Source organism: Nitratireductor aquimarinus (assembly GCF_017255295.1).
In the GTDB taxonomy this organism is placed as follows: domain Bacteria; phylum Pseudomonadota; class Alphaproteobacteria; order Rhizobiales; family Rhizobiaceae; genus Nitratireductor; species Nitratireductor aquimarinus.
Map to the genome: position 1 here is coordinate 31,342 of NZ_JAFKDE010000011.1, position 16,218 is coordinate 47,559.

Genomic DNA, 16,218 nt, shown 5'->3' on the forward strand with positions numbered 1-16,218 from the left:
ACGCGTCCGGGGGCTGGATGACGTCTGCCGGCGGAGCCTGACATGGCGCGCCGATCCGACCGACCGACGCTGCGCACCATCGCAGAGATTACCGGGCTTGCCGTCACCACGGTTTCGCGGGCGCTGCTCGACGCGCCGCAGATCGCGCTTGAGACGCGCCAGCGCGTTCAGCGCGTGGCGCGCGAGATCGGCTATCAGCCAGACCGTGCGGCACGCCATCTGCGCACGGGCCGCACCAATGTCATCAGCTTCGTGCTCGACCCTCATGACGAGCTGCTTGGCTTCTCCACTTCCATGATCAGCGGTCTCACACGTGCCCTGCGCGATACGCAGTATCATCTGGTGATCACGCCGCATTTCGCCGAAGCGCCCACGCTCGATCCGATCGAATACATCCTGCGCAACCGCACGGCGGATGGCGTCGTCTTCTCGCGTACCGAACCGGATGACCCGCGCGTAAAGCTGCTGGTCGAAAACGATTTTCCGTTCGTCTCCCATGGGCGCACCGATCTTGGGATCGAGCACGCCTTCGTCGATTACGACAATGCGGGCTTTGCCCGCATGGCGGTGGAGCGTCTTGTCGCGAAGGGCAGGCGACGCCTCGCGCTGATCCTGCCGCCGCAGCGCTTCACCTTTCACCGATATCTGCGCGACGGCTTTCTTGCCGCCGCTGCCGAAAACGGTGTCGAATGGGAGCTGCCCGCCGAGATCAATCTCGACAGCAGTGCGGCCGATCTCTACGCGTGGCTGGGCTGGCGGCTTGAACAGCCCGCTCCGCCTGACGGTGTGGTGTGCGCGGGCGAGGTCTCGGCGCTCTCCATCATGGCGGCGTTGAGCGACCGGGGGCTGAAGGTGGGCGAGGACTTCGACCTCGTCGTCAAGCAGACCTCGCAGCTCTATGACGAGGTGCGTCCACGCGTGGATGCCGTCTATGAGGACATTGCAGAGGCGGGCGAATTGCTGGGGCGGCTTCTTGTCCGGCGCATCGCCGGCGAACCGGTCAGCGCTTTACAGCATTTGCAGGAGCCGATCCCACGGTTTGCAGACCGCAGCCATGGCACGCGCGCGGCAGTGGGAGCGCGGCAAAGCGCCTGACGAAACTGAAAACGACTCAGGCTGGCTGTGGCGTCTGGCCGTCGAGCATGCCGCGCAGGGCGGCGACCGTTTCGGAAATTTCCTGATTGTTCACCACGTTGATGGAAAGCAGCTCCATCGCCCGCACGCCATGCACGACGAGAAGGGTGATGACGGCCAGCGCGGGGTCGCTTGCCGTGGCTCGCATCTGGTCCAGAATCTCACGCTCATAGGCCTGAACCGGTTTTAGAAAATCCGGGTTCTCGGCAAGGGCGGCCAGCAGGCCGGAGGGCGGCGGCTGGCACTTCTTGCGGTCATCGACAAAGAGATCGAGATAGGCATGGACGCCGCCATTGGCGCCGCCTTCGTGATGCTTCTGGCGCTCCTGAAAGCGCTCATATTCTTCGGAAACGAACTCTTCCACCATGGCTTCGAACAGCTTCGCCTTGCTGGAAAAATGATAGAGCAGGCCGCCCTTGGAAACGCCTGCCCGCGCTGCGACCGCGTCGAGCGACATGTTCCCGGCGCCGGCCTCACGGACAATCTCCGCCGCCGCCGCCAGGATCTTCTCCCGCGCCCCTGAGCCTGTTCTGGCCACAACAATTATCCTGTGTCTTGACAATACCGTCCAGACGGTACAGTAAATGCGCCGCAGTTTGCAAGCCAGGATCGTGACCATCCCCACTTGTGGGTGAACAGCAACGTCGCTATCTCCGCCATTCTTATGTAAGCGAACCATTATTTTTCAGATACGCCTTCGGGGGCCGACGACATGATCAAGCGTCTTCTTATTGCCATTGTCCTGCTTGCGGTTCTCGCAGGCGGAATAGTCGGCTTCAACATGTTCCGAGATCAGGCGATCGAGCAGTTCTTCGCGAACATGCCCGTTCCCACCGTGACGGTTTCCACCGTCGAAGCGGAAGAGGCGAGATGGACGCCCAGCATTGAAGCCATTGGCACGGTTAATGCCAATCAGGGTGTAGACCTGACCGTGGAGACCACGGGCATCGTCACCGACATTCTCTTCGAGGCAAACCAGCAGGTGGAGAAGGACCAGATCCTTCTGCAGCTCGAGGACAATGTGCAGCAGGCCGACTTAAGCGCCTCGCGCACGCAGGCCGCCCTCGACAAGCAGGCGCTCGACCGCGCCCGCGAACTGCGCAGCCGTGGTGTCAGCTCCGGCGCTTCGCTGGACAATGCCGAAGCCGCCGCCCAGGCATCCGCCGCACAGGTGGAGAAGGCAGAAGCCGTGGTGCAGCAGCGCCAGCTTCGCGCGCCTTTCAGCGGCACGATCGGCATCCCGCGCGTTGATCGCGGTCAGTATCTTTCGCCGGGCACGATTGTCGCCACGCTGCAGGACACCGAGACCATGCGCGCCGACTTCACCGTTCCAGAGCAGCGCCTTGGCCTTCTGAAGATCGGTCAGCCGGTTCGCCTGTGGCTGAACTCCGGCAATGACGTGTTTGAAGGCACGATCACCGGTATCGATCCCAAGGTTGACCCGTCGAGCCGCCTCGTTTCGGTGCGCGCCCGCATCGACAACACCGCTGGCAAGCTCACCCCCGGCCAGTTCGTTCAGGTTGGCGTGATCCTGCCGGAAGAAGACGGCGTCATTTCGCTGCCGCAGACGGCCGTCGTCACCAGCCTCTACGGCGATTACGTGTACGCGGTTCGCAAGCCGAAGGACGCCGGGGAAGGCGATGAAGAGAAACTGGAGACCCGCCAGGTCTTCGTCAAGGTTGGCCGTCGCTCCGGCGACCGTATCGAGATCAGCTCCGGCGTCGAGCCGGGCGACATCATCGTGACCGCAGGCCAGAACCGTCTCTCCAACGGAACGCCGGTAAAGATCGACAACCAGATCAACCCTGGCGCCCCTGGCACCCCGGGCGCTCAGAACGCCGCGACCGAAGACACCAACGCCGAAGACAGCAAGGCTGAAGAGGCAGCGGACAAATGAGTTTTTCTGACATCTTCATACGCCGACCGGTCCTTTCGACCGTTCTCGGCCTCATGATCCTGTTGCTTGGCTTCCAGGGCCTGTTCAATCTCCAGGTGCGTCAGTACCCGGAGGTTGAGGAGACGGTTATCACCGTCACCACGATTTATCCCGGCGCGAGCGCCGATCTGATTCAGGGCTTCATCACGGCCCCGATCGCGCGTGCGGTCGCGACGACCGAGAATGTTGACTATGTCACCTCTCAGAGCCGTCCGTCCGCCAGCACGATCAGCGTGAAGATGCGCCTCGGATCGGATCCCGACGTCGCGCTGACCGAGGTCATGTCCAAGGTGCAGGAGGTGCGCAGCGATCTGCCGCCGGACGCCAAGGACCCGACCATCGTCAAGGGAACGGGCATGCAGTTCGCCACCATGTATCTGGCGATGCAGAACCCGAACATGACGAGCGAGCAGCTCACCGAATATATTGAACGCGTCATCCGTCCGCGCATGTCCACGATCCCCGGCGTCGCCGAGGTTCAGGTCATGGGTGCGGCGGAATACTCGATGCGCGTGTGGATCGATCCCGTGCGCCTTGCGGCGCGCAAGCTGACGGCGGCTGAAGTGCTGGCCGGCATTCGCGCGTCGAACTTCCTTGCCGCTCCCGGCAAGACGGAGAATGACTACGTCTCCTACGCCATCCAGATGGAATCCACGCTTCAGACGCCGGAAGCCTTTGGCGCGATGCCGCTCAAGGCCGTCGGTGACGAGGTCGTTCGCCTGCGTGATGTCGCGGATGTGGAGCTGGCAGCCGAAAGCACCGACACGCGCGTGAACTTCAACGGGCAGCCGGGCACCTTTATCGGCGTCTTCCCGTCGCCGAGCGCAAACCCGCTCGACGTGTCGGCAGCGGTGCTCACCGAACTGCCGTCCATTCAGGACAGCCTGCCCGAGGGCATGACCATTGAAGTCCTCTATGATGCGACCGATTCCATCAGCGCGTCCATCGAGGAAGTGTTCAAGACGATCATGGAAGCGGTGCTGATCGTTATCGTCATCGTTCTTCTGTTCCTCGGCTCGTTCCGCTCCGTTCTCATGCCGATCATCACGATCCCGCTTTCGCTGATCGGCGTGTGTTTCGTGCTGTTCGCGCTCGGTTACTCGATCAACCTTCTGTCGCTGCTGGCCATGGTTCTGGCCATCGGTCTGGTGGTGGATGACGCCATCGTCGTGGTGGAGAACATCCACCGTCACATCGAGGAGGGGCTTTCGCCCCGCCGCGCCGCCTTTGTCGGCATGAAGGAGATCACCGGCCCGGTCATCGCCATGACCATCACGCTGGCAGCCGTGTTCGCACCGCTCACCTTCATCGGCGGTCTGACCGGCTCGCTGTTCCGCGAATTCGCCATGACGCTGGCGGGTGCGGTGGTGATCTCGGGCATCGTCGCGCTGACGATCACGCCGATGATGTCGGCGCGCATTCTGAAGCGCGGCAACCACAGCCGCTTCCAGAAGATCGTCGACAGCACGTTTGACCGGCTGGCGAACTTCTATGAGAGGATCGTCAAGGGGTCGCTCAACTATCGCCCGATCACCGTTCTGGTGGTGCTGGTTCTCGTCGGGCTCAGCGGGTTCATGTTCATGAACACGTCCAGCGAACTTGCGCCGGAAGAAGATGAAGGCGCTCTGTTCTCGCTGGTCACTGCGCCTCCTTACGCGACGAGCGATTACACCACGCTCTACACCGACCAGATGCGTGAGCTGACCAAGGATCTGCCCGAACTCAAGGCCAACTTCTCGATTGTCGGCATTGGCGGACAGACCAATTCGGGCATCGCGCTCTGGGCGTTCAAGGACTGGGCCGACCGTGAACGGTCGCAGAAGGAAATCCAGCAGGATATCCAGCAGCGGCTTTCCGGCATCGCCGGCGTTCAGGCTCTGGTCTTCGCACCGCCTTCGCTTCCCGGCGCGGGTGGTGGCCTGCCGATCTCGCTCGTCATCCAGTCGACCGACGACTCGTCCCGCGTCTACGAAGTTGCCGAGAAGATCAAGGCGGAAGCCGAGGCTTCGGGCCGCTTCATCGTCGTGCAGAACTCGCTCGCCTACGATGCGCAGCAGGTTGTCGTGACGGTGGACCGTGATCGCGCGGCCGCGCTCAACCTTCCGGTGAGCGACATCGGCAGCACGCTCAGCCTGCTTGTCGGCAGCGGATCGGTCGCGCAGTTCGACCGCGATTCCAACAGCTACGACATCATCATGCAGGTGCCGCAGGAATACCGGAACAACCCGGAGCGTCTGGGCGACTTCTTCGTGCGCAGCGCAACGGGCGAAATGGTTCCGCTCTCGGCGGTGATCACCGTGTCGACCGATGTGGCGGCTGCGGCCATCGAGCAGTTCAACCAGCTCAACTCCGCGACGATTTCGGCGCTTCCGGTGCCGGGCGTTTCGACAGGTGACGGACTGGCCGTGATCGAAGACATTGCCCGGAGCACCATTCCGGACGGCTTCTTCATCGAATATTCCGGCCAGTCGCGGCTGGAGGTGGAGCAGGGCAACACGATCGTGATCGCCTTCTCGCTCGCCATCGTGGTGATCTATCTGGTGCTTGCGGCGCAGTTTGAGAGCTTCCGCGATCCGCTCATCATCCTGATGACCGTACCGCTGTCGATCTTCGGCGCGCTCCTGCCGCTCAACCTCGGCCTTTCGACGTTGAACATCTACACGCAGGTGGGCCTCATCACGCTGATCGGCCTCATCACCAAGCACGGCATTCTGATGGTGGAGTTCGCCAACCAGCAGCGTGAAGAGCATGGAATGTCGCGCCATGAGGCGATCATCGCCTCGGCCAAGGTGCGTCTGCGCCCGATCCTGATGACCACCGCCGCCATGGCGCTGGGCGTCGTGCCGCTCATCCTCGCGGATGGTGCGGGTGCCGCGGCGCGTTACTCGATGGGTCTGGTCATCTTCACCGGCCTGATCATCGGCACCATGTTCACGCTGTTCGTGGTTCCGATGTTCTACACCTACATTTCGAAGGCGCAGCTGGTTCAGGAAGAAGACGATCATCCAGACCAGCAAATACAGCCCGCTCCGGCGGGTCACTAGAACGCCATTCCAAACAAAAAGATTTGCCCCGCTTCGGCGGGGCTTTTCTTTGGTTGCATCAGAAGACTCATTTTTTGTTTTTCCCGGCAATCCGAATTGATTGGCGGGTGCGGCGTCTTCTTTCTTCTCGCCACATTCTTCATGAGGGTGGCAGCCGGGATGAACCCGGGGTCGGGCCATGCATGGTCCCTCGTGGAGGGACACCCGAAAGGAAGGAGTTCCAGTATGATTCTTCGCACCAGGCTGCGCACTGCCGCCACCGCAATTGCCTTTACCGCCAGTGCGGCCGTGTTCTCACCGGCCATGGCGCAGGATGCGGTTCCGTCACCTTCGCCGGCTCCGCAGGCGCAGACGCAGTCGTTCGACGATCAGAAGCTGCAGGCCTTCACGGTCGCGTTTCTCGCCGTCAGCGACGTGAAGGAGCAATACACCAAGCGCTTCCAGGGCGCGTCTTCAGACAATGACAAGCAGCAGGTTCAGGCGGAAGCCACACAGCAGATGGAGCAGGCCGTGGAGAAGACCGACGGCATCTCGGTCGATGAGTACAACCAGATCATCCAGTCCGCACAGACGGATGAGGCGCTGGCCCAGAAGCTGAACGGAATGATCGGCGAGACGGCCAAGGCCCGCAACTGATCGCATTCCATAAAAGGAGAGGGCGCTTTCAGGCGCCCTTTTCTATTTCATGGAACAAGGCGACGACTTCGTCGCGGGCGACCGCGATGTGATACCGAAGGGCCTCGCGCAGCTCTTCTCCGTCGCGCTTCTTGAGCGCTTCCATGATTGGCTCATGCGTTTCAGCCATGCGCTGCGGATCGTCATAGAGCTTGCCGATCAGCGTGATGCCGGCGCGCATTTCCATCGCCAGTTCGTCATAGACTTTCAAAAGGCGCGCATTGCCGCCGGCCTTGCAGAGCATGCGGTGAAAGGTGAAATCCTCGAACATCTGCGTTTCGAGGGAGGCCTGGCTCCCCTTCTGGTTCTGGTAGAGCAGGCTGAGCTGCGCTTCCAGACCGGCGATATCGGCTTCGGTGGCGCGTTCCACGGCGAGACAGCCCGCATGAAGCTCCAGACCGATTCTCAACTCATAGATGTCGCGCATCTCGGTGGCGTTGAAGGTGCGGACGAAGAAGCCGCGCCTCGGAGAGAAGGTGACGAGCCCCTGGCTTTCCAGTAGCCGGGCGGCTTCACGCACCGGCGCGCGGCTGGTGCCAAACTCCCGCGATAACTGCAATTCGGTCAGGCGTTCGCCCGGCTTCAACTGGCCGGCGACAATCGCCGCAGTGATCTGCCGGGCGATCTGTGTCACCAGATCTGTCGTTGAAACTTCCGAGAACAAGCTCACGCATACCGTCCGTGCATCTGGTTAGGCCACCCTGCCAATTGCCACCAGGGCGGGTAGCCGCGGCTGGGAGTATGGCACCATCAATGACGATTGTCGACAATTGACACTTACCCCCGCCTGTGTTTGCCTAGACGCTTCTTGCACGGCTCTGAGGGGAGTCCGTTGGCAAGACAAGGCGCCGGCAGGGCCAAAGCCCGCAGGCGCACAGAAAGCAGGGAGAACTGGATGAGCGCACAGCCGCAGCTTGTCGCCGATACCGACATTCAACAGCCGCAAGAGCGAATCGAGCTGGCCGCCGCCTATCGGCTGGTCGCGCACTACAATCTTGACGACAGCATTTTCACGCACATTTCGGCGCGCGCGCCGGAAAATGAAGGCGAGCACGCCTTTCTGATCAATCCGTTTGGCCTGCGCTTTGACGAGGTGACGGCTTCCAATCTCGTTACCGTCGACATCAATGGCGACATTCTGCGCGACAGCTATGGCGCGGGCATCAACAAGGCCGGCTTCACCATTCACAGCGCCGTTCATGCCGCGCGCCCTGACGTGCACTGCGTTCTGCACACGCATACGGTCGCGGGCGTTGCGATCTCCTCCATGGAAGAGGGCATCCTGCCGCTGAACCAGTGGTCGCTGCAGTTCCACAACCGCATCGCCTTCCACGACTATGAGGGCATTGCGCTGGATCTGGACGAGCGCGAGCGGCTCGTTGCCGATCTCGGCGACCGCAATGCGATGATCCTGCGCAATCACGGTCTGCTCACATGCGGCCGCACGGTGGGCGAGGCGTTTGCGCTGATGTTCAACATGGAGCGCGCCTGCCGCGCCCAGCTTGCGATCATGTCTTCCGGCGGCAAGCCGGTGCGGGTGAATGAGGAACTCGCCGAAAAGACCGCCCGTCAATACGAAGGGTGGGACAAGCACCACGCCGGCAACAAGCCGGACCCGCAATGGGAGGCGTTCCAGCGCCTTGCCATCAAGCACTATCCCGACCTCGTTACCTGAGGCCAATCCATTTTCCGGTGCGGGCAAAGGAGAACGCCCGGCGCCAGTCAGCAAGAAGGGGAACAATAGCCATGCTGAAACGACTGACCCTACTCGCCGCCGCCTTCATGGTTACAACCGCGCTGCACGCCGAGCCCGTTACGGGTGGGCGCGCCAATGTGGTGATCCAGCCCGAACCGCCGAGCCTGATGCTGGGCCTCGTGCAGAACGGCCCGACCCAGATGGTCGCCGGCCAGATCTATGAAGGCCTTCTGCGCTATGACGAAAAGCTGCAGCCCATGCCGCAGCTCGCCAAGTCCTGGGAAGTCTCCGAGGACGGCCTGACCTACACGTTCAACCTGCATGACAACGTCAAATGGCATGACGGTGAACCTTTCACCTCTGCTGACGTCGTGTTCTCCGCCGATGTGTTCCTCCGTGAAACCCATGCGCGCCTGCGCACGTCGCTCGAGCATGTGGAATCCATCACCGCGCCCGACGACACCACTGTCGTCTTCAAGCTGAAGCAGCCTTTCGGTCCGTTCCTCGGCATTTTCGAGGCCGGCACCATGCCGATGGTTCCCAAGCACATCTATGAAGGCACGGAGTACAAGAGCAATCCGGCCAACAACACGCCGATCGGCACCGGTCCGTTCAAGTTCGCGGAATGGGAGAAGGGTTCGCACATCCTGCTCACCAAGTTCGAGGACTATTATGAGGACGGCAAGCCGTATCTCGACGAGATCTACTGGCATGTGATCCCGGATGCAGCCTCGCGCGCCGTTGCCTACGAAACCGGCGTGGTCGACATCCTGCCCGGCGGCTCGGTCGAGAATTTCGACGTGCAGCGCATCGCCGACATGGAGAACACCTGCATCACCGACAAGGGCTGGGAGTATTTCGGTCCGCTGTCGTGGATGTGGCTGAACAACCGCGAAGGCCCGACCGCCGACAAGCGCTTCCGCCAGGCCGTCATGTACGCCATGGACCGCAACTTTGCGCGTGATGCGCTCTGGAACGGTCTCGGCAAGGTTTCGACCGGTCCGGTCTCCTCGTCCACGCGCTTCTACACCGATGACGTGAACCAGTACGACTACGATCCGGAGAAGGCCAAGGCCCTGCTCGAAGAGATGGGTTATGACGGCGAGACCGTGCGTCTTCTGCCGCTGCCTTATGGCGAGACCTGGCAGCGCTGGGCCGAAGCCGTGAAGCAGAACCTCGGCGAGGTCGGCATCGATGTCGAGATCGTCTCCACCGATGTGGCCGGCTGGAACCAGAAGCTGGCCGAGTGGGACTATGACATGGCCTTCACCTATCTCTACCAGTACGGTGATCCGGCACTTGGCGTCGCCCGCAGCTACATTTCCACGAACATCGCGAAGGGTTCGCAGTGGAACAATGTCGAGGGCTACGAAAACACGGAGGTCGATGATCTCTTCGCCAAGGCTGCGGTGGCCGTGACAGCCGAAGAGCGCCAGAAGCTCTACGACGAGGTTCAGCAGAAGCTGGTGGACGACGTGCCGGTGGCCTGGCTCCTCGAGCTCGGTTTCCCGACCATCTACCGCTGTAACGTGAAGGATCTCGTCACCACCGCCATCGGCGTGAATGACGGCTTCAAGGACACCTATATCGAAAAATAGGCCGTCACCCTGATCCGGATGCGCGGGCCAGACCGTCCGCGCATCCCTGCCTTGATTCTGATCCTGCAGGGGCTCGATGCTACGTTTCATACTCATGCGCCTGGGCAAGGCGGCGATCATCCTGATCGCCATCCTGACGCTCAATTTCTTCCTGATCCACGCCGCCCCCGGCGATCCGGCCGCCGTCATGGCGGGCGAAGCGGGTGCTGCCGACGCCAAGTTCATCGCCCAGCTGCGTGAACAGTTCGGCCTCGACAAGCCACTGCTTACCCAGCTCGGGATTTACCTGAAGGGCGTGCTGCAGTTCGATCTCGGCTATTCCTACCGGCAGCAGATGCCCGTCGCGGACCTGATCCTCGACCGTCTGCCTGCCACACTGCTTCTGACGATGACGGCCTTCGTCATCTCGCTGGTGCTCGGCACCGCAGCCGGCGTTCTCGCCTCGGCGCGTGTCGGCAAATGGTCGGACACGGCCATCTCCACGCTGGCGCTGCTCTTCTACGCGACCCCGCTCTACTGGGCCGCGCTGATGGCGGTGCTTCTGTTCTCCGTCTATTTCAACTGGCTTCCGGGCTTCGGCTACGAAACGGTCGGCGCGAACTACACCGGCTTCCGCCGTGCGCTCGACATCGGCCAGCACCTGATCCTGCCTGCCACCACGCTCGGCCTGTTCTTCATGGCGGTCTATATGCGCATGACGCGCGCCTCCATGCTGGAGGTCAGCCAGCTCGACTTCGTGAAGACGGCGCGCGCCAAGGGCCTGAAATCCGGCATCATCCAGCGCCGCCACATCTTCCGCAACGCCATGCTGCCGGTGGTGACGCTTGCGGGCCTCCAGGCCGGCCAGCTCGTCGGCGGCGCGGTTTTGACCGAAACCGTTTTCGCGTGGCCGGGCATCGGACGCCTGATGTTTGAGGCGCTCGCCCAGCGCGACTACAATCTGCTTCTTGGCGTGTTCTTCGTGTCCGCCGCCATGGTGCTCGTGTTCAACCTCATCACCGACATTCTCTATCGGTTCGTTGACCCAAGAATCCGGGTGGCATGATGGCTGATTTCTGGAAACGTTTCTCACGCAATCGCGGCGCCGTGATCGGCCTTGCGATCCTCGCCATCGTCGTTCTCGTGGCGATCCTTGCGCCGCTTCTGTTCCCGCAGTCGCCCTGGCGCATGGTGCAGCGGCCCTTCCTGCCGCCTTTCGCCATGGACCAGTATCCGCTGGGCACCGATGCGCTCGGCCGCAATGTCATTTCGGGCCTTGCCTATGGTGCACAGGTTTCACTTCTGGTCGGCCTCGTCTCGACAGTGGCTGCCCTTCTGATCGGCATTCCGATCGGGGCGCTCGCCGGCTATTTCGGCGGCTGGGCGGATGATGCGCTGATGCGCTTCACCGAGTTCTTCCAGACCGTGCCGAGCTTCGCTCTGGCCATCGTTCTGGTCGCCATTTTCGAACCGTCGATCCAGTCGATCATCGCCGCCATCGCCATTGTGAGCTGGCCGCCGGTCGCCCGTCTTGTGCGCGGCGAGGTGCTGTCGCTGCGCTCACGCGAATATGTGGAAGCGGCGATCCTTTCAGGCCAGACGAGCCTGACGATCATTCTCAGGCAGGTTCTGCCCAACACGATCTCGCCCATCATCGTGCTTGCATCGCTGATGGTGGCAACCGCGATCCTGCTGGAATCCTCGCTGTCCTTCCTCGGGCTCGGTGATCCGAACCTGATGTCCTGGGGCTACATGATCGGCGCTGCGCGCACGGTCATCCGCCAGGCCTGGTGGCTCTCCTTCTTCCCCGGCGTTGCCATCCTGCTCACCGTTCTGGCGCTCAACCTGATCGGTGAGGGCCTGAATGACGCGCTCAATCCCCGCCTTGCGCGGCGTGGCAAATAGGAGGGCGCGATGAAAGACCCAGTGCTCAGCATCAAGAACCTCAAGATCGCGCTGCCGGAAGGCGCCGACCGCGACTTCGCCGTCGATGATGTGACCTATGATCTGTTTCCCGGCGAAATCCTCTGCATTGTCGGTGAATCGGGTTCCGGAAAATCCATGTCGGCCAATGCCGCGATGGGCCTGCTGCCCGATCTGGTGCGGCCGGTCGGCGGCGAGATCATCTTCGACGGCACGGATGTTCTGAAACTGTCCGAAGCCGAGATGATGGATTTGCGCGGCAAGAAGATCGCCATGATCTTTCAGGAACCCATGTCGGCCCTCAACCCGCTGATGCGGGTGGAAGATCAGATCGCGGAAGTGTTCGAGGCGCATGGTCTGCTTACGCCGAAGGAACGCGCTGCCCGCGCCATCGAACTTCTGACGGAAGTGGGCATTCCCGATCCGCAGAAGGCCGCGCGCGCCTATCCGTTCCAGCTTTCGGGCGGCCAGCGCCAGCGCGTCATGATCGCCATGGCGCTTGCGCTCGAACCGCGCATCCTGATCGCCGACGAGCCGACCACTGCCCTCGACGTGACGACGCAGGCGCAGATTCTGGAGCTGATCCGCAATCTGCAGGAAAAGCACGGCATGGCGGTGATGTTCATCACCCATGATTTTGGCGTGGTGGCCGAAATCGCCGACCGCGTGGCCGTGATGCAGTATGGCAAGATCGTCGAGGCGGGAACCGCTGACGAGGTGCTGGACAATCCGCAGCACGAATATACGCAGAAGCTGATCGCTGCGATCCCGAAACTTGCGGCCGAAGAGACCGAAGCACCCGTGGGCAAGACGCCGATCCTTGAGGTGGAGGGGCTCAACAAGACCTATGTGACCGGTGGCGGCCTGTTCTTCTCCAAGCCGCGCGTCGTGCATGCGGTCAACGACGTGAACCTCACGCTCTGCGAAGGTGAAACGCTCGGCATCGTGGGTGAATCCGGTTCTGGAAAGTCCAGTGTCGGGCGCTGTCTGGTGCGACTGATGCAGCCGGATTCCGGCACGGTGAAGCTTGCCGGTCATGATATGGCGCAGCTTTCCGGCGATGCGCTGCGCGAGGCGCGCAAGTCGATCCAGATGATTTTCCAGGATCCCTACGCCTCGCTGAACCCGCGTTCCAAGGTGGGGCGCATCATCGCCGAGGGGCCGATGGCGCACGGGGTTTCCAAACAGGAAGCCTATGCCCGCGCGGTCAAGCTTCTGGAACTGGTGGATCTCGATGCGCTTGCCATCGACCGCTATCCGCACGAGTTTTCAGGTGGCCAGCGCCAGCGCATCGGCATCGCCCGCGCGCTGGCACTGGAGCCGCGCGTCATCATCGCCGACGAAGCGGTTTCCGCGCTCGACGTGTCGATCCAGGCGCAGGTGCTCGATCTTCTGGCCGATCTGAAGGAGCGGCTGAACCTGGCCCTGATCTTCATCACCCACGATCTGCGGGTCGCCGCACAGATCTGCGACCGCATCGCGGTGATGCAAAAGGGCAAGGTGGTGGAGATGGGACCGGCGCACGCCATCTTCAACAATCCGCAGAGCGACTACACCCGGACCCTGATCGAGGCCATTCCCGGCCGCGAGAAGGAGCTGGCGGCAGCGGGGTAGGCCCGGTGACGACAGGAGCTCACTTCAGCGTGGTGCGTGCCCATTCCCTCGCCCTTCGACAAGCTCAGGATGAGGGAAGGGGCATGGATAGGCTGGTGTCTATGACAGGGGATTGCACAACGCTTGCGTTTCCAACACCAGCCCTGAGCCGGTTCTCACCAACACCAACACCAACACCAACGCTCAGCCAGCTATCACCGCCACCAGCCCTCATCCTGAGCCTGTCGAAGGGCGAGGGCGGGATGGCGCGCGCAGGCATTCGACGTTCTGCTGATGCACGACCTGTAACGGTGGGAGAAGCAGCGCACACCATCTCCCACCATCCTCAATACTAATCTGCAGGAACCACCAACGTGGACGAACAACTGGCACAGAAGATCCTCGCCGCAGTCGAGGAAGGTTTTGAAGAGCAGATCGGCTTTACGGAAGACCTGATCCGTTTCCCCTCGCTGCGCGGCAAGGAAAAGCCCGCTCAGGAATTCGTGCACAAGGCGCTCGAAGCGCGCGGCTACGCGGTTGAGACCTTTCACATCGATGAAGACAAGATCAGGGATCATCCCGGTTTCTCGCCCGTGGCCGTCGATTATTCCGATGCGGTCAATGTGATCGCCACGCATGCGCCGCGCGTCGAGAAGGGCCGTTCGCTGATCCTCAATGGCCATATGGATGTGGTGCCGGAAGGCCCGCATGATATGTGGGAGGTTTCGCCGCCCTATGAGCCGAAACGCGTGGGCGACTGGCTCTATGGGCGCGGCGGCGGCGACATGAAGGCCGGCATCGCGGCGAATATTTTTGCGCTCGACGCACTGCGTCGCATCGGCCTGCAGCCGGCGGCAAAAGTGCATGTGCAGAGCGTCGTGGAGGAGGAGTGCACCGGCAATGGTGCGCTCGCCTGTCTGGTGGAAGGCTATACGGCGGACGCCGCCATCATTCCCGAGCCGGAAGACGAAATGCTGGTGCGGGCCAACACCGGCGTTTTGTGGTTCGAGGTGAATGTGTCGGGCCATCCGGTGCATGTGCGCGAGGCCGGCACGGGCGCGAACGCCATCGAAGCGAGCTACCGCGTCATCGAGAGCCTGAAACGCCTGACCGAGGAATGGAACGCCGAAAAGGTGAACTATCCCTATTTCGAGGAACTCGATCACCCGATCAACTTCAATGTCGGCAAGATCGAGGGCGGCGACTGGGCGTCCACCGTTGCCGCATGGTGCAGGATTTCCTGCCGCATTGCCATCTATCCCGGCGACGACCCGAAGGACCGGGCAGCGCAGATCGAGGCGCATCTGGCGCGTGAGCTGGCCGATGATCCGTTTCTGGGCAACCGCCCGCCGGAGGTGATCTGGAACGGGTTCTTCGCGCGCGGCTACGTTCTGGAAGAAGGAACCGAGGCCGAGCAGGCGCTGGCCGAAGCCCATCGCAAGGCCACATCGAGCGAGCTGAAAAGCTTCGTCACGCCGGGCTATCTCGATGCGCGGGTCTTCGTGATCTATGCTGGTATGCCGTGCCTCGTCTATGGCCCGATCACGGAGAACATTCACGGTTTCGATGAGCGCGTCAGCCTGTCCTCCATCAAGCGCGTGACGGGCGCGATTGCGCTTTTCATCGCCGACTGGTGCGGTGTCGAACCGATCGAGGGAGAGGCCGGCAATGGCTGAGCAGGACGTGATCGAGGGCGTCTTTCTCAGTGCCGCATACGATCTTCGGGAGATTTTCGCCGAGGCGCTGGCACCCCATGCAGACACGATCCGGCTGCGCCATCCCCATGAGATCGACGATCCCGAAACGATCCGGTTCGCGCTGTGCTGGCGTCCTGCGGACGACGCCTTCCTGCCTTATCCAAATCTGCGGCTGGCAAGTTCCATCGCCGCCGGTGTCGACAGCATCATCAGCTGCCCGAGCCTGCCAGCCGATGCGCTGGTGACGCGTGTGCGCGACGAGGATCAGGGCGATGTCATGGCCGGTTTCGCGGCGTGGCACGTGGTCTGGCATCACCGCAACATGCGCCATCACATTGTGCATGAGGCGAAGCATGAATGGGCGCGGCTGATCTCGGCAAGGATGAAGCCGCCACGGGAAACGCCCGTCGGCATTCTGGGTTTCGGCCTGATGGGCCGCGCCATTGCGCGCGCGGTGACAGCGATGGGGTTTCCCGTTGTTGCGGCCGTGCGCAACGCACCACGCGACGCCATGCCGGGTGTGCGTTTCGAAAGCGGGGAGGGGGCTGCCGAGCGGGTTGCCGAGCAGGCCGCCATCCTCATCAACGTACTGCCTTTGACCGCGCAGACGCGCGGCCTTCTCGATCTCGATTTCTTCAATCGCATGCCCGTGGCCGCGGCGCTGATCCAGCTTGGGCGCGGGGAACATCTGATCGAGGCCGACCTTCTGAAGGCGCTCGACAGCGGACGCCTTTCCTCCGCCTCGCTCGACGTCTTCGACATCGAGCCGCTGCCGGCGGAGCATCCCTTCTGGGCGGATGAGCGCATTCTCGTCACGCCCCATCAGGCAAGCGACTGCTCACCCCGGCGCATGGCGGAACAACTCGCCCGCGCAGCCAGGGACGTGGTGGCAGGACGGATACCGGAAACGGTGGTCGACAGAGCCAACGGATATTGAAGGATG

13 protein-coding genes are annotated in these 16,218 nt (G+C 62.2%); 11 read left to right on the forward strand and 2 right to left on the reverse strand.

What is annotated here, in order from left to right; translation table 11 throughout:
- Positions 1–42 precede the first annotated feature (42 nt).
- Positions 43–1,095 (forward strand): LacI family transcriptional regulator, encoded by a 1,053-nt coding sequence (locus tag JYP46_RS18435; protein WP_113156401.1) that lies wholly within the window; start codon positions 43–45, stop codon positions 1,093–1,095.
- A gap of 16 nt (positions 1,096–1,111) precedes the next feature.
- On the opposite strand, the gene JYP46_RS18440 is transcribed toward JYP46_RS18435, so the two are convergent.
- Positions 1,112–1,672, reverse strand: coding sequence for a TetR/AcrR family transcriptional regulator (locus tag JYP46_RS18440; RefSeq protein WP_113156400.1), 561 nt, complete (start codon positions 1,670–1,672; stop codon positions 1,112–1,114).
- Positions 1,673–1,846: 174 nt separating this feature from the next.
- Here JYP46_RS18440 and JYP46_RS18445 point away from each other — a divergent pair, with 174 nt between their 5' ends.
- From JYP46_RS18445 to JYP46_RS18455, 3 genes are all read left to right on the forward strand, one after another.
- On the forward strand, positions 1,847–3,031 hold the full coding sequence (locus tag JYP46_RS18445; RefSeq protein WP_206548932.1) for an efflux RND transporter periplasmic adaptor subunit: 1,185 nt from the start codon (positions 1,847–1,849) through the stop codon (positions 3,029–3,031).
- A complete protein-coding gene (locus tag JYP46_RS18450; RefSeq protein ID WP_113157088.1) occupies positions 3,028–6,114 on the forward strand; it encodes an efflux RND transporter permease subunit in 3,087 nt (1,028 codons plus the stop codon). The genes JYP46_RS18445 and JYP46_RS18450 overlap by 4 nt, the downstream gene beginning before the upstream one ends.
- Before the next feature lie 225 nt (positions 6,115–6,339).
- Positions 6,340–6,750: a DUF4168 domain-containing protein gene (locus JYP46_RS18455; RefSeq protein WP_113157087.1), complete on the forward strand. Its 411-nt coding sequence runs from the start codon at positions 6,340–6,342 to the stop codon at positions 6,748–6,750.
- A gap of 28 nt (positions 6,751–6,778) precedes the next feature.
- Here JYP46_RS18455 and JYP46_RS18460 read toward each other — a convergent pair whose 3' ends face one another.
- Positions 6,779–7,459: a GntR family transcriptional regulator gene (locus JYP46_RS18460; RefSeq protein WP_113157086.1), complete on the reverse strand. Its 681-nt coding sequence runs from the start codon at positions 7,457–7,459 to the stop codon at positions 6,779–6,781.
- 225 nt (positions 7,460–7,684) lie between these two features.
- Here JYP46_RS18460 and JYP46_RS18465 point away from each other — a divergent pair, with 225 nt between their 5' ends.
- From JYP46_RS18465 to JYP46_RS18495, 7 genes are all read left to right on the forward strand, one after another.
- Positions 7,685–8,464 carry a class II aldolase/adducin family protein gene (locus JYP46_RS18465; protein ID WP_113157085.1) on the forward strand — a complete coding sequence of 260 codons (780 nt, stop codon included), beginning with the start codon at positions 7,685–7,687 and terminating at the stop codon, positions 8,462–8,464.
- Between the two features lie 71 nt (positions 8,465–8,535).
- A complete protein-coding gene (locus JYP46_RS18470; protein WP_113157084.1) occupies positions 8,536–10,083 on the forward strand; it encodes an ABC transporter substrate-binding protein in 1,548 nt (515 codons plus the stop codon).
- Between the two features lie 76 nt (positions 10,084–10,159).
- Positions 10,160–11,128 (forward strand): ABC transporter permease, encoded by a 969-nt coding sequence (locus tag JYP46_RS18475; protein WP_113157083.1) that lies wholly within the window; start codon positions 10,160–10,162, stop codon positions 11,126–11,128.
- The gene (locus JYP46_RS18480) at positions 11,128–11,967 is read left to right on the forward strand and encodes an ABC transporter permease (protein ID WP_113157164.1); all 840 of its coding nucleotides are present in this window, start codon (positions 11,128–11,130) and stop codon (positions 11,965–11,967) included. Before JYP46_RS18475 ends, JYP46_RS18480 begins: the two co-directional genes overlap by 1 nt.
- A 9-nt stretch (positions 11,968–11,976) precedes the next feature.
- Complete coding sequence (locus tag JYP46_RS18485) at positions 11,977–13,599, forward strand: ABC transporter ATP-binding protein (protein WP_113157082.1); 1,623 nt, start codon at positions 11,977–11,979, stop codon at positions 13,597–13,599.
- A 353-nt stretch (positions 13,600–13,952) separates the two neighbouring features.
- Positions 13,953–15,254, forward strand: a complete 1,302-nt coding sequence (locus JYP46_RS18490; protein WP_206546484.1) for an ArgE/DapE family deacylase — start codon at positions 13,953–13,955, stop codon at positions 15,252–15,254.
- A complete protein-coding gene (locus JYP46_RS18495; protein WP_206548933.1) occupies positions 15,247–16,212 on the forward strand; it encodes an NAD(P)-dependent oxidoreductase in 966 nt (321 codons plus the stop codon). Before JYP46_RS18490 ends, JYP46_RS18495 begins: the two co-directional genes overlap by 8 nt.
- Positions 16,213–16,218 lie beyond the last annotated feature (6 nt).